At 49.5% G+C, this 21,667-nt stretch carries 17 protein-coding genes; 12 read left to right on the top strand and 5 right to left on the bottom strand.

The features are described from left to right. Positions 1–19: 19 nt before the first annotated feature. The 5 genes from BBD42_RS02540 (at position 20) to BBD42_RS02520 (ending at position 8,170) form a co-directional block, all read left to right on the top strand. Positions 20–409, top strand: a complete 390-nt coding sequence (locus BBD42_RS02540) for a (2Fe-2S) ferredoxin domain-containing protein (protein ID WP_099516856.1) — start codon at positions 20–22, stop codon at positions 407–409. Between the two features lie 426 nt (positions 410–835). Then, positions 836–2,119, top strand: coding sequence for an S-layer homology domain-containing protein (locus tag BBD42_RS02535; protein ID WP_099516855.1), 1,284 nt, complete (start codon positions 836–838; stop codon positions 2,117–2,119). 291 nt (positions 2,120–2,410) lie between these two features. Continuing rightward, positions 2,411–5,509 carry a DUF5704 domain-containing protein gene (locus tag BBD42_RS02530; protein WP_172455369.1) on the top strand — a complete coding sequence of 1,033 codons (3,099 nt, stop codon included), beginning with the start codon at positions 2,411–2,413 and terminating at the stop codon, positions 5,507–5,509. Positions 5,510–5,536: 27 nt separating this feature from the next. Continuing rightward, positions 5,537–7,690, top strand: a complete 2,154-nt coding sequence (locus BBD42_RS32090; RefSeq protein WP_237163340.1) for a CdiA C-terminal domain-containing protein — start codon at positions 5,537–5,539, stop codon at positions 7,688–7,690. A gap of 6 nt (positions 7,691–7,696) precedes the next feature. Continuing rightward, positions 7,697–8,170, top strand: a complete 474-nt coding sequence (locus tag BBD42_RS02520; RefSeq protein WP_099516853.1) for a hypothetical protein — start codon at positions 7,697–7,699, stop codon at positions 8,168–8,170. 229 nt (positions 8,171–8,399) lie between these two features. On the opposite strand, the gene BBD42_RS31675 is transcribed toward BBD42_RS02520, so the two are convergent. Continuing rightward, entirely contained in the window at positions 8,400–8,558 is a 159-nt protein-coding gene (locus BBD42_RS31675) for an SRPBCC family protein (RefSeq protein ID WP_172455368.1), read from the bottom strand. Between the two features lie 319 nt (positions 8,559–8,877). Between BBD42_RS31675 and BBD42_RS02515 the strand changes: the two genes are divergently transcribed. Beyond that, complete coding sequence (locus tag BBD42_RS02515) at positions 8,878–10,821, top strand: methyl-accepting chemotaxis protein (protein WP_172455367.1); 1,944 nt, start codon at positions 8,878–8,880, stop codon at positions 10,819–10,821. A gap of 716 nt (positions 10,822–11,537) precedes the next feature. On the opposite strand, the gene BBD42_RS02510 is transcribed toward BBD42_RS02515, so the two are convergent. Beyond that, the gene (locus BBD42_RS02510; protein WP_172455366.1) at positions 11,538–11,942 is read right to left on the bottom strand and encodes an IDEAL domain-containing protein; all 405 of its coding nucleotides are present in this window, start codon (positions 11,940–11,942) and stop codon (positions 11,538–11,540) included. Positions 11,943–12,254: 312 nt separating this feature from the next. Then, entirely contained in the window at positions 12,255–13,148 is an 894-nt protein-coding gene (locus BBD42_RS02505; protein WP_348272584.1) for an AraC family transcriptional regulator, read from the bottom strand. Between the two features lie 315 nt (positions 13,149–13,463). Here BBD42_RS02505 and BBD42_RS02500 point away from each other — a divergent pair, with 315 nt between their 5' ends. The 6 genes from BBD42_RS02500 to BBD42_RS02475 all read left to right on the top strand — a co-directional run bounded on the left by BBD42_RS02500 (position 13,464) and on the right by BBD42_RS02475 (position 18,883). Beyond that, on the top strand, positions 13,464–14,660 hold the full coding sequence (locus BBD42_RS02500; protein WP_099516849.1) for an LLM class flavin-dependent oxidoreductase: 1,197 nt from the start codon (positions 13,464–13,466) through the stop codon (positions 14,658–14,660). 36 nt (positions 14,661–14,696) lie between these two features. Beyond that, a complete protein-coding gene (locus tag BBD42_RS02495; RefSeq protein ID WP_481855910.1) occupies positions 14,697–15,977 on the top strand; it encodes an ABC transporter substrate-binding protein in 1,281 nt (426 codons plus the stop codon). Positions 15,978–15,981: 4 nt separating this feature from the next. Then, on the top strand, positions 15,982–16,854 hold the full coding sequence (locus BBD42_RS02490; RefSeq protein ID WP_099516848.1) for a carbohydrate ABC transporter permease: 873 nt from the start codon (positions 15,982–15,984) through the stop codon (positions 16,852–16,854). Between the two features lie 94 nt (positions 16,855–16,948). Continuing rightward, positions 16,949–17,764 carry a carbohydrate ABC transporter permease gene (locus BBD42_RS02485; RefSeq protein ID WP_099516847.1) on the top strand — a complete coding sequence of 272 codons (816 nt, stop codon included), beginning with the start codon at positions 16,949–16,951 and terminating at the stop codon, positions 17,762–17,764. A 251-nt stretch (positions 17,765–18,015) separates the two neighbouring features. Continuing rightward, entirely contained in the window at positions 18,016–18,345 is a 330-nt protein-coding gene (locus BBD42_RS02480) for an ArsR/SmtB family transcription factor (protein ID WP_099516846.1), read from the top strand. Positions 18,346–18,364: 19 nt separating this feature from the next. Further along, positions 18,365–18,883: an SRPBCC domain-containing protein gene (locus tag BBD42_RS02475; protein ID WP_099516845.1), complete on the top strand. Its 519-nt coding sequence runs from the start codon at positions 18,365–18,367 to the stop codon at positions 18,881–18,883. A 150-nt stretch (positions 18,884–19,033) separates the two neighbouring features. Here the strand turns inward: BBD42_RS02475 and serS are convergent, their stop codons facing one another. Together serS and BBD42_RS02465 are read right to left on the bottom strand one after the other, a co-directional pair. Next, positions 19,034–20,491, bottom strand: coding sequence for a serine--tRNA ligase (gene serS, locus BBD42_RS02470; protein WP_099516844.1), 1,458 nt, complete (start codon positions 20,489–20,491; stop codon positions 19,034–19,036). Positions 20,492–20,773: 282 nt separating this feature from the next. Continuing rightward, a complete protein-coding gene (locus BBD42_RS02465; RefSeq protein ID WP_099521411.1) occupies positions 20,774–21,613 on the bottom strand; it encodes a glycine betaine ABC transporter substrate-binding protein in 840 nt (279 codons plus the stop codon). Between the last annotated feature and the right edge of the window lie 54 nt (positions 21,614–21,667).

Here is a 21,667-nt window from a genome sequence, read left to right as displayed (position 1 = left end):
GAAAGGAGGCTTCAAGAGGATGGCAACTTGGAACCTGACGCAGACGCGCCATCATCTGCTTCTATGCAACGGAGGCAGCTGTAAACGCAGCGGCGCGGAAGAGGTAACGCTCGCCATCCGTGAGGAGCTTGCGAGGCACGAAGCGGATTCTTTCGTCCATACGACGAAGACGATGTGCAACGGCAGATGCGAGGATGCTTGCAATGTGGTCGTCTATCCCGACGGCAACTGGTATAACGGCATGACGCCAGAGCTTGGCCGCGAGCTCGTTCGCGAACTGCTAGACGGCAATCGGATGCCGCTGCCGGAGCGAATCTCGTATAACTACGAAGCGGATAGCTTCGCAGCGACGGGCAGTGCGGCGGAAGGCATCAGCAAGCCGCTTGTGAAGAGAGTGGAAAGAGCTTAAGCAAGTGGAGAAGCATAGGCAAGAGCAGAGGGCATAACGCTGAATGACAGCGTTATGCTTTTTTTGTTCATTATTGTTAATCGATTCTACTAGATTTTTTCATATCCCTATTCATTTTTCCTAAGATAACATTCTCTAGCCATATTAGTTCGTTTTTTCGCTTTATTAAGCCGCGGAAAGATTTACAGATTTTAATTCTATATACGTAATAGATCGAAGTAGTCACACCATTTTTTATAGTAAAAAAGTCTCGACTTTCTTCTCTTTCACGCTAAATTATCGGGACTTAATATTCGATTTATCATACTATGTACACAAAAACATGTGGAAAATTAGGTATTTAGATGTAATAATGGTTAAGGTAAATAATTGAAAATGAAGTTCTATATTTCATATATATATTTTATAAACAAGGAGAAATGAGAAATGAAAAGACAGGCAAAAAACATAATAGCTGGGGTCGTTTCTATAAGTATATTGCTGCAAGGCGGTATGGCTGCGGCGAAGGAAGCAAATAGGCTGAACCAAGAAATATTGAAAGATCGGCAGGTATATGAGAGCACAAGTGCAGCAAGCTTTAAGGATATAAAGGGGCACTGGGCAGAAGCGACGATCAAGCAGGCCATAGCGGATGGATATCTTAAGGGGTACTCGGATGGAACGTTTAAGCCCAATGGCCTCATTACACGTGCTGAACTTGCGAGTGTGCTAGTGCGGATAACGAAGAATAAAAAGGATGGAAGCAAGCTGAGCCTAACGGATGTACCGAGCGGCTATTGGGCAGCAAGTGCTATTGAGGGCGCAGTAGGAGCTGGTTTTATTAAGGCAGGCGATGCGCCGGGGGGCAAGTTTAAACCAAATGAAGCGATGACCCGATATGATATGGCGAAGTGGTTTTCACAGGGCCTGGTGCGCAGCGAAGCTAGTTTTGAAACAGCGTTGAAAGAGGTAGAAGGTACGTTATTGCCATTTACCGAGACATATAAGACAGGTATTAGCAAAACCCAAACGCCTTACATCGCTCTTGCACGAGGAACGGGACTGATGAAAGGAAATCCAGATGACAGCTTTGGACTGGAAAATACAACGACGCGTGCAGAGGTTGCGGTCATGCTTTACCGCTATTTAAGAATTGAAGGAAGCAAGGCGGAAAGCTATAGAGGATTGAATGAATTGAGAGAAGTTGGACTGTATGGCACGAATGCGGTTAGCCTTGGCAATGCAACATGGTCCACAGATAGCAAGGGCGTTGTGGCACCTGTTTATAATATCATGGGGAAAAAATTTATTATGAAGGGGAAACGGGGCACTTTTGTTTTAAATCGAATGATAGTAGTGGATATTTCGAAACCGTTGGGAACGGAAGATAGAGGTATCTATGGAAACATGTTTTATCAATCAGTATACGATACGTTTGGAGTATACACTGAGGCAACCGTCACCGCTGAGAAGAAAATGAAATATTCTTCCGAGTATGGGGACAGCTATAGAGTGTTAACTGGAACAGTCATACTTGGCGATGCTCCAGAACAATTTGGTTACGAAACTTTGCCAAGATTTTATGGAGCTTCATTACAATACAAGGATTTTTCTGACTTTTTACAAGTAGGGAAACCAAGAAGGGTATGGACTGCTATTGGTATTATCGGTATGCAATTTATTACTGCGGCTGACGGCACTGTAGGGACTATAAAATTGAATAGAGAGTAATGAGTGGATATGCATATGTTAAAAAAGGTTTTCACAGTAATGGCCCTTGTAATTCTTCTCCTTACAATAGGATCGGGGCATTCAATAGCTGCAAATGATGAAATTGAACTTCCTCCAGCAGGCGATATTACATTTGAGCCTCTCTCTGCTGGGTATACAGGTTCCAAACAGCACAAGCATTATAAAGTAGTAGCAGGAGACATCGTCAAGCCCAAAATCATTTGGACCCAATTGGATGATGGTAGCTTTAGGGCGGAATCTTCGGAGTCAGAAGCTGAAGGTTATCCTAGAATGGCTAATGCAGCAAACATGAACACGGGGGCAGATCGAAATACAAATCCATATCCAGTCCCAACTTCATTCGTTGGTGTAACGGATATGTCACTGTATGCTCCACAAAGCTTTGTAGATAAAAATAACGAGCCACATGCTATGCAGATGGGAGAGTATTCCCTTTCAAGCACTCCGGGCGAACATAGATTTGTGAATATGAATTATTATCCAGGTTCAATTGGACACTGGCTGAATCCTGGTATAACGAATAAAAACTTTTTGGTCTATAAAGTAACAACAGGAGGCCCTAATCATCAGATTAGTAATGGCTTAGGTATTTATCGACCAGGAGGCGTGTTGGAAAAATACGGTGTTCATTATATTTTTGAAACATTATTAATTTGGCGCGGGGTCGATAAGCAAACGAAAGAAATAAGAATTATAGGAGATTCACCTGCCTCCATTGGAGCGACAAGTCAGTTGAAAGCTGAAATAAAAACGGATGGCTATAAGCCTTTAGGCTGGCAGAACATGACGAATAGGGTGACATGGAAAAGTGATCGCTCGGCCGTCATTTCCGTCGATGAACAGACAGGTTTAGCAACGGCACATAGCCGAGGCTCGGCTGTTATTACGGCGAACTGGAAAGATGATGGAGCAAATGGGTATAACATCACGGCGAGAATTACGCTCACGGTGGGAGCTACCACGTGTACAGGAGCAAGCTGTGAGCCTTCGGACATGTGCGTTCCGACGCCGGGTCTAAGTAGAAGCCAAACCTCTATAACGCCGGATGCCCGAGGAGAGATTCGGGCAGATGCGCGAGGAGCAGAGCAATTCGATGTGAGCAAGGGGATACCAAGCAGTGATGCACTGTATGCGAATGTATTCGGCAAAGCGTATCTCTTCGACTATACATTTGATCAAGAAATAGGCACCTGTACGTTTAAAATTCCGGTGTCCAAAACGTATACGCTGAAATGGCAAACGGAGGAGTCAGATGGGACCGATTCGGATGGCAATCCGAGAACGAGAACGGTCCGTCATCAGGAATCCGAGACGGTGACGACGATCTATGACGTGGAGCGACCGTTTGCCTATTGGGAAATTACGACGTTCGATGCGTGGGGACTCAAGCAAGCGACGCTGAACCAATATGCGCTGCCTTATGGGGCGATTACTCTGCTGCCAATTGGATATACCGCGCCGGATGTACAAGGGGGCGTGACGGCTGAGCATATGGAGAAACCGCCGTACAGTGCGAAAGTGCTGGCAGGGGAAACGATTGATGGCGGCAGCAGCCGCCCGAGCGTGCCGTCGGAGGACTGGAGCGAAGAGGCGGAGGGGCAGGTTGGACGCATCAAGGTATGGAACGACCGCCTAGATTTCGACGGCTCCGTCATCATGGACGACGTGCAGCAGGACGATGAAACGCCAGAGCCAATCGATATCGTGGAAGCCGAGGAGATCGGGGAAGATGTGCTCTACGAGAGTGGCCTAATTATCCCTGCTACCCGTGCGAACAGCCGGGATGAGCCGAGTGATGGCATCCTGTCGTACGATAGCCTGCTGACGATCAATGGCGAAGGGGATGTTCAAACGTTCCCGATTGACGGACTCAACACGGTGACCGTCCATACCCCCGTGGTCAATGACTCTGAAGCGCCGGATGAAAACCGCGGCTTTGACCAGAGCGTCATCCCGAATATGGCGCGAACGGTGCTTGTGCTGGGACGGGAGTTTTCCGTCGACTTTGATGAGACAGCGCCGCATTTGAATCAGCTCGGATACGGCAACCGGGACTACGCAAGATATACACGAAACAAACGGATTGTATTCCCATTTGATGTGTACCACGGCAGCACCTTCTATCCCGCACAAACGTGGATCGATTATCCCGTTGGAGCAGCGAAGCAAACGTACCGGATTCCGGTCTGGGTACCGGAAGGGAATTACGATGCGGTGACGCAGGCGTGGGCGATTAATACGCCAGATGGCTCATCGGCGTATCAGACCGATTTCAATGGCGATCTCGCGAACTACGGAGCAAGCCGCACGCTGCTCTTCACCGTACAAGGCCGCATTTCGGATTTCACCATCACCGATATAGGCGACCTGCGCTATGAATCGGTGTTTCGCACCGCGAAAGGCTCGAAGCAGCATTCGGGCTACGTCTATGAATCCGGTGGACGGACGAAGGACCGGGAAGAGACGGCTCTAGCGAGCCAGCCTTCACGCCTGCTGCCAATTCGACCGGGCTCGCATCCACGGGAAGCGGCCACGGTACCGCATAATGGGTACCCGATCTCATTCTATTTTGAAACCATCGGCAGCTACAGCGGCAAGGATGCGGGCATTCAGATCCAGCCGAGTTTCTGGTTTGTGAGCAAGCAGGGCGGAAGTGCGCAAGAAGTCGACTTGTACTACGACGTATCCGGTCCACGGAACAAGCTGATTAAAGTCGGGTCGGCGCGGGATCAGGAGCTGTACAGCCGGACATATCAGCTGGCGGATCTGCTGCGCGGGGTGACGACGACCTCGCTGAGCCAAGCGGCAAGCTATGAATATGATTATCTCTTGTCGCCAGCGAATCGGTTTGGCGCTTCATGGGAGAAGTTCTGGAAGCACTACATTACGCGGAAAACGGTCATTAGTGCAGGTTACGGCTTGGAAGAGCTGTCGTATGCATCCCGCACGCTAGTGGGACCAAGTGGCTCGCAAGTACCGGCAAGTGTGAATGCGGTGCAAGCGATGCGGAGTGTACAGCGGTGGTATGGGGAGTACAGCCTGCCGATCGCGCCGTATGTGCTGCCGAAGGGCACGACTATTTTAGAGGTGGCAAGGCAAAACGGCGGGGCACTGAATGGCAGCGAAGCGGCGTTTTTGAAAAATGGCTACCTGATGGTTCATTTTGACCTGAGTGCCTACCAGCAGGAGCGCAAGGCGAATCCGGAAATCCGGTATGACGCGCCAATGGCGAATATGTGGGAAATTGAAGGACAGCCGCTGAGCAGTGTGAGTTATAGCGGTCAGACGTATCGCTTTCAATACGGGGATATCGCGATGTTTGAATCGAGCTTCTCGGTGCGCAATGATTTCCAAGGCACGGGGAGATAGAGAGAGTAGGCGGGGAGGAGGAGCAGAGTGGCGAGTAAGCAGGTTGTATTTAAACCCGATGAAGTGAAGCGCCTGCAGCAGCAGATTGTGCGAATCGGAGCAGACACAGATGCGCTTCGGCGGCGCGTGAGCGGGAAGATCGCGAGCTGGGATCGCCCCTTGCCAGTGCTCGGGAGTCTGGAGCAGATCCAAAGGCAACTGACGAGTTTGACGCAGGAAGCCGAGCAGATGACGGAAGTGATCAGCAAAGCGTTGAAGGGCATCGAGCGGGTACAGGCGGAAGCGGCGCAGGAAGCGAAGCAGCTGGCGAAGGGACTCAGCGGATTGGAGCGTTTTGACCTGTTGAAGCGGGTAGGGACGACAGGCGGTGGCAGCTACACGCCCGTGCCTGTCGCTTTCCGTCCGATGGTGACGAATCTAATCGACCGGATATTGCCGCAGGCCAGCCGGGACCGCTGGTCCAGCGATCCGTTGGTGAAGGAACTGAGGCGGGTCGCAGGTTTGCAAGGAGCGACTGCGGCGGAAAAGCTGGATGCGGAAATGAAGCTGGAGGCGATATTTGCCGAGCGGGATTTAATAGCAAAGGCGCAAACGGCGTATGCGGTGTACAAGCAGTTTGGGAATCATCTGCTAATGGCGGAGATGCACAAGCAGGCGGAAATCAGCCGGGAGAAGCTGAAGGCGCTAGGCGTAGCGGAAATTTATTTTGCCCCCAACGTGAATATGACGAGTTATTTCAAGCAGGTGCCGCTGCTGGCATGTGACTATGATCCGTCGTTTGCACTAGAAGGAGATATGACAACGCGAGTCCCGCTGCCGGACAACGCACGCTATTTGTTTATGGTGATGATGGCGCAAACGCCGGGTCCGATGGGTGAACTGGCAAAGGTGCAGCTCAAGGAAATTCATGCGCTGCAGCAAACGATTCGAACCGCTGCGGGCGGATTAGTCTCGGATGTACAGCAGGGGCAAGTGAAAAGCGGGCTGCTGCAGTTGCTGACGATTTTGCAGAGCATGCAGGCATTAAGCAAATACGACCCTCCACCAAAGGAAGTCATCGTCGAGGAAAAACCGGGCGTACTGGAGAAGTTTGGACAGGATGCGATGCGGACACTTGAACTGAACTGGACCTTTTTGAAAAACCAAGCGGCAGTGGAGTGGGCTGCAATCAAGCAAACCGGAAATAGCATAGCTGAAGTGGCAACGGATTTATATCATGCTCATGTAGAACGTTCCAATAAGAGCAATGACTCGGTCTATGATTTTTTTAACAACGCGACGATGGGCTTGCTTAGTGTGCCCGAAGCATTCTGGAAGGAGCACGTTGATCGGACGGCGAATAAGAATGAATCGGTGTCTGCATATTTGGATTATTTGAGCTTGGGTCTAACGGGGATGGTACAGGGTGCATTTGCCCCGGAAAATCCGAATTCCAAGGAGCATGTGCAGGATGTAATCGGAGTGCTCGGCTTATTGTTTTCGGTTAAGATAAAGGGGCCAGGAGGAATGGAACCGACGGTTCCGAAAAGTCCAGAGGTCAAACCGGATGGTGCAGGAAGCGGCCGTGGACTAGGATTCGGCAATCAGCTTGTGACCCCTGATGGAATACATTTCATGGACGCTTTTCCTAACGACAAGTCGCCAATTGAAGTCCCAAAAACAGACGTGCAGAAACGATATTTGGAAGAGATGGAGCGGCTGAAGCGAGAGGCTGAGGGGACGGGAAATGTTAATCTAACAGAACCTTCTTTACCTGAAGGTGGAAAACCTAAAGGAAACTATACAAAAGGTGACTCGCACGGAATTAAGAAAGAGAGTGAAACAGCCGATTTAATGGCAGATCAAGGATATGACATTGAAATGCTAGATGAAGTAAACGGTGGTAATGGTTACGGAATAAAAGAGTCGTCAAATCCAGATTTCTTAATTGAAGGTAAGGTATTTGACTGTTATGCACCAACAATAGAAACAAATGTAGATAACATTCTTAGAAACATAACAAAAAAGACTAAAACACAAGCAGAAAGAATAGTTCTAAATTTAGATCAGTTCCCTTCTGAAAAAGTCGCCGAAATTATTCAAGGGATTTTAAGAAAAGCAAATCCAAACGGTGATTTAAAGAACTTAAAAGAATTATTTATTGTTAAAGAAGGGGAGATTACACTGGTGTTTGGGGGATAGAAGTGAATGGATTATGAATTGTTTTTGCTATCGAAAGTAGGTAATAATTCATTAAGTGAGTTGTTGGAAAGATTTACAACTGAGTATGCGAACAAGAAGGCATCATTGAGTTGTAACGATGAGGAAATAGTTATTGGGTCTGAGCTATTTTCATTGGCTCTTGAAATTGAAGATATTTCTGATATCGCTTTTGTTAGAAATCATTATAACTTAGATGTGAATGTTTGTATCAGAGTTCAATTATTTGGTAGTTCGTTTTATCAAGGACTAGAGCTTTTGTTTAAAATTATGGGAAGGCTTATAAGACATATTGATGGAAATCTATTATTTCTAGAAGATGGTTCAGCTCAGTTGCTTAGAATTGAGAACGGTCAGCTAATTGTCAATAACGCTTTAGACCAGTATCAGGAAAAATATTTAACCGCAAGTCTAATTAGTCTACTTGACTGTCCTTTCATTGAAAAAGAATTGTCAAACTAAGAGGAGTGAGGTTACTCAGTGCTGATTGAACTCGCTATTCATTCATCAACAGACTTAACCCATGTAATGCACATATAAAGATTTCGCAATTTTGTTTGTACGCATATCAATTGTTTGAAAAGTATAACCTAAATAACACTAGTTCATTATATCGAGCAGGTCGATTATGGTCAGATACCAACATAATTGACCTGTTTTTTCTATCTGGATTTTAGGGTTCTGGTTGTTTTTAAACCAACCTCGCCAACTGCTGCGAAAGACGCTCAATTGTCGATTTCGTGCCTTCGATAGCCCCATATTCTTTGACCACTTTTTCAAGTTCCTCCGCAGATTTGAACAGCGAGCACATGGTCAGTTCGGTCTCGCCATCTTGTTCCGATTGCAGCAAATGCTCGGCCTCCGTCCAGGTTTTGAATGAAAGCTCGCGGGATGCTAAACAGCCTGGTCACGGTAAGCTCCGGTCCATGAACCGTTGTACTTGTGTTGCTGGCTGAATGGTTTAGAGTCATAAGGGATTCCACAAAACAAGTGAGTAGAAAATTGTCGAAAAAGTGTCACACTGGTTAAAAAGTCTCATTCCTATTCCGATATAACTACTACACAATAATCATTTTTTAAAAAGGGGATAGCTTATGGCTTTCAAAAATTCACGTTTTATTCGTGCTTTACTTAGGTTCTGTTCCCTTCGTCAAACAGCAGGGCGGATCGTGCTGTCTACACTGCTCATAGTCGTTGTCTGTGTAGCGGTCCTGTCCTATACGTTCTATGCCCCCACCTCTAGTGAGGTCAGGACCCAATCAGAGAAGCAAATGGAGTTGAATACGCGGCTGCTGGCGAAGGAAGTTGACAGCAGAATGAAAGAAAAGCAAACCATTATTAAAATGCTTGCCGAGCAAGGAGCAGAGCTTGGAGACGACAAACAGAAGCATCTCGACTATATTATTAAGTCACAGAAGCTGCATCCTGAATTCACAACGATTATGTATTCGGCTGATACGACGGGCAAGCTTGTCATAGACTTGAACGGTAAGGAATTTGACTTATCTGAGCGCGCTTATATAAAAGAGGTGCAGGCAGGACGCGCTTACGTCTCTGATCCGATTATTTCTAAAGTAGACAATAAGCTCGTCGTAGCTATTGGTGCTCCATTAATGAAGGATGGCAAGCCTTTTGGCTTCTATACAGCAGCATATCCGATTAGTGAAGTAGTTGAGAACGTCGCTCGCTTTGAGCAAGGCGAGACGGGAAGAGCTCTTATGACGACTGCGGATGGAACCTTTATTTATTTTCCGGATGAGTCCTTTATTTTAAACAATAAGATTGCCGATTTGAACAACCCGGCACTGGATGAAGCTTTCGCTGATGCGGTTCAGGGCAAGTACAAGGCCATTCATTTCCATGAATCAGGGGTTGACCAGCTTTCCTATTTAACCAAAACGGATCTCAATTGGATCGTTGTCACCTATGTGCATGAAAGCGAATTTTTAAAACCGGTTAATGATTTGCTGAAGCTCATTATTATCGTAGGGCAATTCATTATTTTGGGAGCGCTGCTGCTCAGCATTTTGATAGCGCTCCGAATTGTACATCCTATCCGCCAATTGACTCACGGAATTGATTTGCTGGCACAAGGGGATCTCACGTATCGCATTCCGGCCAAAGGCAAAAACGATATTAGCGTAGCTCTACATTCCTTTAATGCAGCAGGCGATCAAATGCACCAATTAATGAAAGGTGTTGCAGGCTTGTCCGAGCAATTGACGGAGTCTGCGAAGCAGCTTGCGGCAGGCGCCGATCAAGGAGCACATGCAGCGCAGAGCATTTCGGAGGCTATTATGGTTGTAGCCGAAAGCTCGGAGCGGCAGACGTCCAGCGTACAAGATGGCAGCGATGCAGCTGAAAATATTGCTGTGCAAATTAATGGCGTTGCTGCACATAGCTCAGACGTATCAGTCATTGCTTCTGAGACGTCCACTCTTGCATCAGACGGATCAGCCGCTATGAATAAGCTCGGTGGAAAAATGGACGAGATGGAGCTCGGCATTCGTGAGTTGTCCGGTACGATTCAAGACCTTAGCGGCTTGTCTGACAAAATTGGTGAGGTTGTAGGTAGCATTAGCAACATCGCTCGCCAGACGAATATTCTCTCCTTGAATGCGGCAATTGAAGCATCGCGCTCTGGCGAAGCGGGGCGGGGTTTTGCCGTCGTTGCCGATGAAATTCGGAAGCTTGCAGGACAGTCGATGGCATCGGCGGAGCAAATTTCTGGTTTTATTGGCAGCATTCAGCTTGAGATTAAGCGGACGCTTCTCGCGTCTGAACAGACCGTGGAGCAAGCTGCTCAGGGCAGACAAGCAGGCGAATCGGCAAGCGAGCTGTTTACGCATATTCGCTCATCCATAGAGCAGGTTGCTGGCAGTATCCGAAGCGTTTCGGCGGCGGCAGACGAAATTGTCTCTGGCACTGGCAGCCTGGTGGACGCCATTCGTCACATTGCCGATTCCGCCAGCGAAACCGCCGCTGAATCTGAAAATGTCTCGGCTGCAGCGCAGCAGCAAATGGCATCGATGGAGGAAGTCGCTTCCTCCTCGGCAGAGCTCGCCAACATGGCGGAGAAGCTGCGTACGCAAATCGATAAATTTAAGCTATAGAAGGTTGATTGGTAAAAGGTGAGAGGTAAAAGATAATAGGTAAATCGATAAAAACCGTTTCTTCGTTAAGGGCAAGCAGAGTCTGTCATTAACGAAAGGAACGGTTTTTGTTGATGTTGCAAGCAGATTGGAATAACTTTCGAGCTCTAATGGCCTGCGATTTTTGCTAAGAGTACGCAGCTCGGGTTGCTCACTCTTTTTTCAAGGACTGAGATTCCGCTATTTTGGCTTTTAAACTGAATTTAGACTTTAAGCGAACTGGAAAGCCGCTATTGCCCTCATTATCCCGTCAAAATGATCATTTGCAGCGCATTAGCGTCTCCTGAGTCCGCAGTAGTGCCATAACCTGTGATTCTGTCGAAATAGCTGCTGCTGTGTCCACCAAATCTATTTAAATGCGACTGTTTGCGGACGGAAAAAATAGGTGCGGTCAAGCAGCTTCAATCCACGCACCCCATACGGAGTGCGACAGCGGAAATGCTCATGAATGATGCCAAACAGGCATTCATCCAGCTCATTTTCAAAAAAAGTAATGCTAAACAAGTCTAAATCAAAAATTGACTTTTGCCCGTCCTCATGAAAATAAGTCGTTGACGATAAACCTCAAAAAAATAAAGCGTCCCCGAAGGAACGCTTCATCTCCATCTCACTCTCGATCTCCACCCGGCACGCACAAGCGCCGACGATGAACTTTTTTACTGCTATGCTGCTATGTGTTACAAGCCGTTTGCTTCTCCATTAACCGAAATGCCCAGACGGTTGAAAATCTTGGCGTGGGCGCTTGGCAGGGAGCTGTCCTGCGGCAATTTGCCATTGTTCAAAGTGATGAGCATGCCCGAAAGCTCATTAAACCAAGCTTCATCGTTTGTTGCGAGCGCCAGATCGATCAGCTGCGTCAGTTGCTGCACCGTATACAGCGGTGAGGAGCGCAGCGAATTAACCTGTGAAGCCGCAAGCGTAATCGTTCTGCCGATGGCTAGCTCATTGTCGCATGCCGTTACATATAGCCGTACCGTGCCGTGGGAAGCATCAACGCTTTCTACGAAGCCGAGCATCAGCTCGCCATTTCCAGTCGTTCCGTTCATCCAGTCGCCCGGTTTAATTATCATCTCATTATTCATTCCAGTCACCACCTGTCGTTTAATGGAACCTGCAATTATGCCTGATTTTTTCAAAAATATAAGCATTTATAAGTCACATCCTTATAAATGGGCTTATATTGCAGCGTGAAACGGTAACTTTGCCGCCAGAGGCTGGCAACGGCCGTTTCACCTTGAAATATAGGAAAGGATATCGCAATGCTATTCTTTCTCTATATTTCTCGGAATGAAACGCGCTGCGCCGCCAGAGGCTGGCAACAGCCGTTTCACCTTGAAACCCAATACAATCTAACAATGATAATACTGTAATTATAATTTATACAGTTACAGCTGTCAATCGTTGCTCTCTCTTTGCCCGCTGATGAGCTGGGAGCGGTATTGCTTGGGCGCAACCCCTATATTTTTCTTAAACGCTTTGGAAAAAGAAAAGAGGTCGGGGAAGCCGATGGAGCTGGCGATTTCCGATAACGTATAGCCGGTTTGCGCGAGAAGACGCTTGGCTTCGCCCATTTTTTGCTGCTGGATATATTGGACCGGTGTTATGCCGTATGCTTTGCTGAATTGTTTAGTAAAATGCGTGCGATTGACTCCCACGTAGTCGGAGACGCTCTCCACGGAAATGCCCTCCGCATAATGAATCTCCATATACTCCAGCCCCTTTTGCAGCCAATCGATGCTGCGATGGTCGCGGGGAACAACAACGTGAGAAGCAGATGAGACAAGCTCATCCCAGATCCGGTGAAAAAGGCCTAGCCGTGCCAGATCGGTATTCGGTGGACCCGAGTGGCTGACGAGCTGCAATAGCTGCTGCATAAATTCGGCAGCCTGTGGTGTCAGTGCGCCGGGCGCATGGGGCGATTGCGGCCCAAGCCCGAGCCGAGCCAACAGCTGAAGCGCCTTCTTGCCATCAAAGGCAAAAAAGATTTTGTGCAGCGGCTCCTCCGCCAAGGTGAAATATTCATGGGTAACTTGCGGGAACAGGCAGAACAGATCATTTTGGCGCAGCGTGTACGTCTTGTTGCCCTGAATGAATGTTCCTTGCCCCTCCAGCACGCCTAGCAAATAATAGTAAGGCGCCACGCGCGGGCCGATATGATAATTCGGCTTGGCGATATTCGTTCCGACCCGAATGGGCCATGCAGCTCCCGATTTCTCGAAAGCAGAAGGCGTGAAATGATAGATTTCCAGCCATTCATGATGGTCTTCACGCATATTCGGTCTCATCATTAATACCCCCTTTTTTCCATGTTTAAACGTGCCTGGCCTATAATCTATTATTCTATCTTTACCTTAATGGCGCTGTGAAAAGACATAACCTTCCCCAGTATAGCAAATGATCCGACATCACAAAATGACAAGTTTAAAACGCCGCGAAATGACATTGACCCGCTAACCGTTGATTGTTATGATGCAAATACAACTATTCCTACTAAACTTGTTGGTTATTGACCGGACAGCCGGATGTACCATAGGCATCTGCCAGACGAACTGGAGATACGGGCTGCTCACGGATCCAGAGTCATACCCGTAAAGGAGAGCATAATGGTGAGTAATCTTAATGAACATAAAGAGATAGAATTTGGCTGGTTTCTGCCTACGGCGGGAGATGGCAGCTACGTAGGCGTAGCGGCGGAGAGGGAACCTACGCTGGAGTATTTGATTGATGTGGCTAAAGCGGCTGAAAAAGCAGGCCTTGGCTTCGTACTGATCCCGACGGGCGGCCCGTGCTTGGACGCTTGGGTTGTTGGCTCAGCCATTATGAGCCACACGACGACGCTTCGCCCGCTTGTAGCGGTGCGCCCAGGCCTCACAACCCCAGTGCTGTCGGCCCGGATGGGAGCGGCGCTCGATCAATTATCTGGCGGACGCGCGATGATTAACGTCGTGACCGGAAGCTCGGTGCAGGATCTGGAGGAGCTTGGCGACCCGCTTGCCCATGCGCATGATGAGCGCTATGAGCGCGCTAGTGAATATTTGGCGGTGATGCAGCAGGCGTGGACGCAATCGGATGGCATTCAAGCTTCTGAATTCGTCGGAAGCGAAGGTGCTAGGGCGAAGCAGCACGATCAGCAGCAGCCTTTCCGCGGAAAGTATTATCAGTTCACGCGTGCGGTGACGACGCCGCTGACGGTGCAGAAGCCTCATCCGCCGTTTTACCTTGGCGGAAGCTCTCCATCAGCGAAACGCGTAGCGGTTGAATTCGCGGATACGTATTTAATGTGGGGCGAGCCGCATGACTGGATTCGCGAGCAGATCGAAGATTTTGAAATCGTTCGTTCGCAGTATCGCGAGGAGACGGGCATTGACCGTCCGGTCCGCTTCGGGCTGCGGGCGCAAGTATTGGTTCGCGACACAGAGGAAGAGGCTTGGGCCGCGGCATGGGAGCTCATTAGCAAGGTGTCGCCTGAAGCGATTGAGCAGGCGCAGAAAGCTTTTGCCAAGACAGACGCAACGAACCAGCGCCGGCAGAACGAGCTGCGCGAGCAGTTCAAGGATGAGCGCTTTGTCGTAGGGCCGAACCTGTGGGCAGGTCTGTCGCTTGTCCGTTCGGGCGGAGCGATCCTGATTGTAGGCACAGCCGACCAAGTATCAGAACGATTAATTGAATACGCAGAGCTAGGCGTATCGTCCTTTATATTGTCGGGCTACCCTCATCTGGAGGAGGCAGAGCGCTTCGGCAATGAAGCACTGCCGCTGTTCCATCAGAAGTGGGCGAGCAGACGCGAAGTACAGGCGTAAATTTTCACAGAAGATGACAGGAGGGTTATTTAATCCATGATGTTGAAAAAATATTCGTTTCCCGCAGCCATATTTCTGCTGCTTGCGCTCATCTTGGCAGCTTGCGGCGGCAATGGCGGCAATGCCAGCAGCAATACTGTATCCAGCGGCAATAGCGGAGCTGGCAAGCCCGTAGAGATCAGCTTTATCCATTGGCAGGGCGATGTGCCAGTCTGGAACGAGATTATTAAAGATTTTGAGCAGGAAAATCCCGGCATCAAAGTGTCGATGCAGACGTTCCCGTCTGAGCAATATCAGACGACGGCGCAGGTTAAGCTGCTCGACGGCTCTGTAGGCGACGTATTTGCTTCCTTCCCGGGCGCACAGTTTGAATCGATTGCCAAAGCAGGCTTATACACCGATTTAACGAATGAGGCATTCGTCCAATCGTTCGTGCCGGAGCTGATTAAATCCGGAGCAAAAGATGGCAAGCAATACGCGCTGCCGTATTCTCTCGTGTACAACATTCCGGTATACAACGTCGGGCTGTTCGAGCAATACAACCTTTCACCGCCGAAGGATTGGGACAGCTTCCTTGCCGCAAGCGAAACGCTTAAGAGCAATGGCATTATCCCGATCGCCTTCCCCGGCGCCGATATTGGACCAGGCCAATTCATGAATCCGATGATGATGAACAATGCGCCGGATGAAGAAGTATTCCAGAAGCTTGAGAAGGGCGAAACCAAGCTTACGGATGAATGGTGGACCACAACGCTGTCGCAGTTCAAAGAACTGAACGACAAAGGTTATTTCCAGCCGGATTCGCTCGGTACGAATACGGATGCGGCGATTGCCCTTTTCTCACAAGGAAAAGCGGCGATGCTGGCAACTGGCTCGTACTCCATTGCAGCTGTATTGAAGGCGAGTCCTGATCTGAAGCTGGATTTGCTCGCTCCAATTACCGTGCCTGCTGATCAAGCGATCTATGAAGGCATTCATACGACGACATTCATGCTTGGCGTCAACAGCAAGTCCAAGCATCCGGAGGAAGCCAAAGCCTTCATTTCTTATCTGAGCAAAAAAGAAGTAGCGGGCAAAGTCGCAAATGCAGCTAACCAGAACATTCCGGTCAAGGATATTGAATACACGAGCCCTGCGCTGCAAGTCATCAGCGGCTGGGCCGATAAAAAAACGCGCTTCCAGCCTCGTTATCTCATTACGAATATTGAAATCCAGAAGGCGGTTACCGGCTCCATTCAAGCGGTCATTGCCGGCGATTCAGCGGAAGGGGCTGCCGGCAGCGCGCAAGCGATTGTGGACCAGCAGCTGAAGCCATAGTCTGATGGCTGTGCGGAAGACGATATACTTCTTTTTTGTACCGGGGCTGCTGCTCTATGCGATCTTCTTCCTATATCCGACGCTGTCCGGCTTTTACAACTCCTTCACGGATTGGGACGGCATGTCAGACACATCCGGCTTCGTCGGGCTTGATAATTACAAGACGGTAGCAGACAGCATTATTTTCAAAAAAGCGATCGGCAACAACTTGCGGTTCATGCTGTCGGTCGTGGTCGTGCAGACGCTCGTATCACTAATTGTAGCGCTGCTGCTGACGAAAAATAAAAAAACGACAGTGGCGCTGCGGGCGCTGTATTTCTTCCCGACGATATTATCGTCTGCCGCAGTCGGCTTTATCGCTGCTTATGTTTACGATCCGAATCTGGGGCTGCTTAACGAGCTGCTCCGGATGCTCGGATTGTCAGCGCTTGCGAATAATTGGCTTGGCAATCCGTCGCTTGCGATCTATTCCATTGCTGCTATTCAGGCATGGGCGCATATTGGGCAAATGGCGATTTTATTTATCGCAGGCCTGCATGCGATACCAGAGGAACTGTATGAGGCGGCGAAGCTGGATGGAGGCGGCAAATGGGCTATTTTTCGCCGGATTACTTGGCCCTTGCTCGCGCCTGCGGCTACGATTGTTGTTGCTTATACGACGATTCAGTCCTTCAAGGCGTTTGATTTGATTTTCGTTACGACGCGGGGCGGCCCGAATTATGCGACGGAAATTTTGTCCACGTACATTTATTCGGCGGCGTTCCAAAACTATAAGTTTGGCCAAGCGTCCGCAGCGTCGATTTATTTCCTGTTTATTATTGCCTTCATTACGTTTCTGCAATTCAGAGCGCTGCGGGCGAATCGCGTCTCCTATTAGGCCGTATTTTCAAGCTGCCCCCGCGCGCTGCGAAGCAGGCGGCTTGAAGATAGGACCTTAACTTGCGTCATGATCAGAAAGGAGGCATGAATTCATGCCGTTACGAATAGCAGGGCGTTTGTTTCTGCTCGCTTTCGCGATTATTATTTTGCTGCCGCTTATTTTCCTGATTGTGACGACGATCAAAGACCAGCAGCAGTTTTATGCGAGTCCGCTCGGTATTCCAAGCTCGTTCACAGGGCAAAACTACAGCCATCTATTCGACAGCCAACCGATGCTGTCTTATTTCAGCAATAGCATAACGGTTTCTTTCAGCACGGTTGTCCTGGAGCTGATCGTGTCGAGCATGATTGCTTACGGCATTTACCGGATTGCCAATAGGCTAGGGCTAATCCTTTATGGCATATTTCTCATAGGATTGATGGTACCAGCACAGGTGAATATGATTCCAATCTACTCCTTTATGCGCGATCTTGGGCTGATGAACAGCCGGTTTGGGCTCATATTAGTGACGGTCTCGATGCTGCTGCCGGTAGCGGTTTTTATGCTGACGGGGTTCATGCGCGCGCTGCCCAAGGAAATGTTCGAGGCAGGCAGCATGGATGGAGCGGGGGAATGGCGGCTATACAGCCAAATAGCGTTGCCGCTATCAGCCCCTTCGCTTGCCGCAACAGCTATCTTCCTGCTCGTGAGCGTCTGGAATGACCTGCTGTTCCCGATGCTGCTGCTCACAGATAAGGCAAAAATGACGCTGCCCTTAGCGCTTTTGCAATTCCAGGGCGAATATTCAACCAATTATCCGGGGCTGCTGACCGGAGTTGTACTGATCTCGCTGCCGATGCTTATTTTATTTTTATTGCTGCAGCGTTATTTTATTTCCGGCATGGCCGCCGGATCATTGAAGGGCTAGAAGGAGCGCACACCGCAGGGGTGCAGCTCCTTTTTTGATCTTCGTACGTAAGCTGGTGACAAGTTTTATGCTTGTTAGCGGCTTTTTTTGTGCAAAATGACAGTATGCCAATTATGCTCGGCAGCAATTTTTTTATTATTCCTTGACGGGAATATTCCTAAAGTGGTATATTCAATTCAGGGAAACGAAAGCACCTTCATAGCGCTGACTTCCCTTTGATTCTAACAGCGCCATTAAAGGACGCGGTTTTTATGGAAGCTACGATATTCAGCGCATTATCCGACCCGACACGCCTGCGGATCATGGAGCTGCTGGTGGATGGTTCCTTGACTGTCGGAGAAATTGCGGAACGTCTGCCTATTCGTCAGCCACAGGCTTCCAAGCATTTGCGCATTTTGCTGGAAGCAGGGCTCGTCGAGGTGCAGGCAGTAGCCAATCGCCGTTATTACAAGCTTCGGGTGGAGCCGCTCCAAGAGATGGACAGCTGGCTGGAAACCTATCGCAGCCTATGGAGCGAGCGGTTCGACAAATTGGATTTTTATTTGCAGCAGTTGAAGGAACGAGGCAGCAAACCAAACTAACTTTCAGGAGGCAATCACAATGACGAACAAATTAACCTTTAAGGTAGACGGACAGGTACTTACGATGGAGCGGGTTTTTGACGCACCGCATGCACTCGTGTTTGAAGCCCATTCCACGGCTGAGCATTTGAAGCATTGGTGGGGACCGAATGGCTGGATTTTGTCGGCTTGCACAGTCGATTTCCGTCCAGGCGGCGTATGGCATTACTGCATGAAATGCATCGACCAGAACCAAGGGGATTTTTTCGGCTTTGAATCATGGGGCAAGGCCGTATACAAGGAAATTGTAACGAATGAGAAAATCGCCTACGTCGATTATTTTTCCGATGCCGAAGGCAATGAATCCGCGGACATGCCGTCAGCTAACGTCACCATGACGTTCGAAGCGACCGAGGATGGCAAGACCAAATTCGTAAGCGTGACCCGTTACCCAACCGAGGAAGCACTCAAAACGGTAGTCGAAATGGGAATGGAGCAGGGCATCAGCGAAACATCGGATCGTCTGGTCGCCTACTTGGAAGAGCTGAAATCATCCTAACGTCAATACAGCTCGGAAAAATAAAGCAGGCAAGCTGCCCGCTGCCGTTCAGACTGCTGCTCAACTATAGAAAAGACAAGCGCTGCCGATTCAGCAGCGCTTGTCTTTTTATTTTCCACCCTATTGGTGTGACCATTATCTCGCCATGTTTTACTTCGTTCCTTGCTGCTCTGGGGCTGCTTCCGCAAGGGGGGCAGCAGGAGCTTTCAGCATTTCCAGCCCGTTCATATAGGGCCGAAGCGCTAGCGGAATATAAATCGAGCCGTCTTCCAGCTGATGATTTTCCAGCAGCGGAATAAGAATGCGCGGCGTTGCGACGGCCGTGTTATTGAGTGTGTGGCAGTAGCGCAGCTTGCCCTCGGCATCACGATAGCGAATATTCGAGCGCCGTGCCTGAAAATCATGCACATTCGACGACGAATGCGTCTCGCCATAAGCTTGCCTGCTTGGCATCCACGTTTCAATGTCGAATTGCTTAACATTTTTTTGCGACATATCGCCGGTACATACCGCAACTACGCGATAGGGCAGCTCCAGCAATTGCAGCAGCTGTTCCGCATTCGCTGTAATTTCGTGGAGCAGCGCCTCCGAACGGGAAGGGTCGGCTTCGCAAAGCACAACCTGCTCAACCTTGGCAAATTGATGCACGCGGTAGAGGCCGCGTACATCCCGGCCAGCCGAGCCTACCTCGCTGCGGAAGCAGGCGGTTGCTGCTGTAAGGCGAATCGGATCGGCTACATCGACGATTTCGTTATCGTAATAGGCAACTAGCGGTACTTCCGAAGTCCCGATCAGCCAGCGATCTTCGCCGTCGATCCGGTATGCCGAATCCGTGCCCCCGGGGAAATATCCCGTATTGTACATCGCTTCCTCTCTTACCATCAGAGGCACATCAAGCAGTGTAAATCCGCGCTTCAGCAAATAATCAAGCGCGAGCTGCTGGACCGCACGGTGCAGCAGGGCACCTGCCCCCTTCAAATAGTAGCTGCGCGAGCCCGCCGTCCGAACGCCGCGATTGATATCTATCATGCCGTGCAGCTCGCCAAGCTCAACATGATCCCGCAGCGCAAAAGCGGGGGCTGGAACGCTGCCGATTCGGCGCAATTCCACATTGTCAGCATCCGACTTGCCGATAGGCGTATCTGGCGAAGCCGGATTAGGCACCTCCAGCATTAGCCTGCGGAATTGCTGCTCGGCTTCAAGCAGCTGCTCCTCGCAAGGCTTTAGCAGCTCATTCATTTTCGTTACTGCCTGCTTCAATTGCTCGGCCTGCTCTTGCTCCGTCCGTTGCGGCGGTTCGAACGCCGCCTGTTGCGGTTGCCCTTCTGCCTGCCTTGGAGCTGAATATTGTCCGGGTTTCATGGGCTGCTGCACCCCTTGCAGCTCCACTTCTTGCTTCTGCCGCCTCGCATTTGCGCTCTGCATCAGCTTCCCAATGCGCTGCGAATGGGCATTGCGCTCCTGCCTAAGTTCGTCCGCCTGCTGCTGCAGCTCGCGTCTGCGGCTATCGGCTTCGAGCAGCTGCTGAACGTTAAAATTCAGCCCCTTATGCTCCGCCGCTTGCTGCACCAGCTCTTTGTTTTCGCGAATCCATTTCATGTCCAGCATGTTACCGCGCTCCTTCGCTTTTTAAATAAAAACGCAAAAAACGCCCCTCATCCTTTTGGGACGAGGAGCGTTAAACTCGCGGTGCCACCCAACTTGACCGGACGGCAATGCCGAACGATCCGCTTTGGTTCCGCGATAACGGGCGGGCCCGGTTAACTTAGGAGAAGTGCTAAACATCTCTCTTGACGAGAACGCCTCGGAGTTGGATTCTCGTCATCAGCAAGTCGTTGTAATGAAATTAGATGTATTATAGCGCGCGCTGCTGATGAAAGCAAGGCTGAATTATTTCAACCAAGCATCAACCAGCTCGGCGTTGCCTTCAACCCAGGCTTTAGCTGCTGCTTCTGGCGTTTCCCCGCCTTGAATGGCAACCATGACCTTCGCCATATCATCAGGCGTCCAGTTGAATTTGTCGAGGAAAGCATAAGCTTCCGCTTTGTCCTCCTTCAGTCCTTTGCGTACAATTGTATGAATTTGTTCCGCGCCGCCGTATACATTTTTCGGATCATCCAAATATTTCAGATCCATCTTGGCGAACATCCAGTGTGGTGTCCAGCCCGTTACAACGATCGGCTCCTTATTGTCATACGCCTTCTGAAGCTCCTGCGACATTGCAGCGGACGAGCTTTCAAGCAGCGTCCATTTATCACGCAAACCGTATTCATCGAGCGCTTTCTCCGAAGCCATCATTAGTCCGGCACCCGGCTCAATCCCGATAATTTTATAGTCAAGCTCAGGACCTGTCTTATCATTCAAATCCTCGATGCTGTTGATGTCCATATATTTAGGAACGACAAGTCCGGTTTTGGTGCCTTCGAGGTTAGCGCCGAGATCCTCATATTGCCCTTTGTATTTATCTGCATAAGAGGCATGCGTGCTTGGGAGCCAAGCGGCAACGATTCCGTCTGCGCTTCCGTCGGAAACGCCAGCCCACATCGGCCCGGCATCCACTTGAAGCATTTCAACCTTGTAGCCCAGCTTCTGTTCCAGCACTTCTTTTACGACATAGGTGCTCGCAATTTCTGAATCCCAAGCGACATAAGCAAGGGTAATGTTCTTGCTTCCGCTGGCGGAAGAACAGCCGGCGGCTAGGACGGCGAGCAAAACGGCAGCAACTAGCATTTTTATTTTTTTCAACACTAACACTCCTTCGGAAAATCTTTCGATTGATAAAGC

The organism is Paenibacillus sp. BIHB 4019, assembly GCF_002741035.1.
Classification (GTDB): domain Bacteria; phylum Bacillota; class Bacilli; order Paenibacillales; family Paenibacillaceae; genus Pristimantibacillus.
This window is presented reverse-complemented; position numbering and strand designations above follow the sequence as displayed.

Coding starts and splice junctions, on each gene's coding strand:
- BBD42_RS02465 (WP_099521411.1), bottom strand. CDS start 21,613: ATGCTAGTTGCTGCCGTTTTGCTCGCCGTCCTAGCCGCCGGCTGTTCT.
- BBD42_RS02510 (WP_172455366.1), bottom strand. CDS start 11,942: ATGAATAATGAGATGATAATTAAACCGGGCGACTGGATGAACGGAACG.
- BBD42_RS02520 (WP_099516853.1), top strand. CDS start 7,697: ATGGATTATGAATTGTTTTTGCTATCGAAAGTAGGTAATAATTCATTA.
- serS (WP_099516844.1), bottom strand. CDS start 20,491: ATGCTGGACATGAAATGGATTCGCGAAAACAAAGAGCTGGTGCAGCAA.
- BBD42_RS02500 (WP_099516849.1), top strand. CDS start 13,464: ATGGTGAGTAATCTTAATGAACATAAAGAGATAGAATTTGGCTGGTTT.
- BBD42_RS02540 (WP_099516856.1), top strand. CDS start 20: ATGGCAACTTGGAACCTGACGCAGACGCGCCATCATCTGCTTCTATGC.
- BBD42_RS02475 (WP_099516845.1), top strand. CDS start 18,365: ATGACGAACAAATTAACCTTTAAGGTAGACGGACAGGTACTTACGATG.
- BBD42_RS02490 (WP_099516848.1), top strand. CDS start 15,982: ATGGCTGTGCGGAAGACGATATACTTCTTTTTTGTACCGGGGCTGCTG.
- BBD42_RS02485 (WP_099516847.1), top strand. CDS start 16,949: ATGCCGTTACGAATAGCAGGGCGTTTGTTTCTGCTCGCTTTCGCGATT.
- BBD42_RS02530 (WP_172455369.1), top strand. CDS start 2,411: ATGGCTAATGCAGCAAACATGAACACGGGGGCAGATCGAAATACAAAT.
- BBD42_RS02535 (WP_099516855.1), top strand. CDS start 836: ATGAAAAGACAGGCAAAAAACATAATAGCTGGGGTCGTTTCTATAAGT.
- BBD42_RS02505 (WP_348272584.1), bottom strand. CDS start 13,148: ATGATGAGACCGAATATGCGTGAAGACCATCATGAATGGCTGGAAATC.
- BBD42_RS02480 (WP_099516846.1), top strand. CDS start 18,016: ATGGAAGCTACGATATTCAGCGCATTATCCGACCCGACACGCCTGCGG.
- BBD42_RS02495 (WP_481855910.1), top strand. CDS start 14,697: ATGATGTTGAAAAAATATTCGTTTCCCGCAGCCATATTTCTGCTGCTT.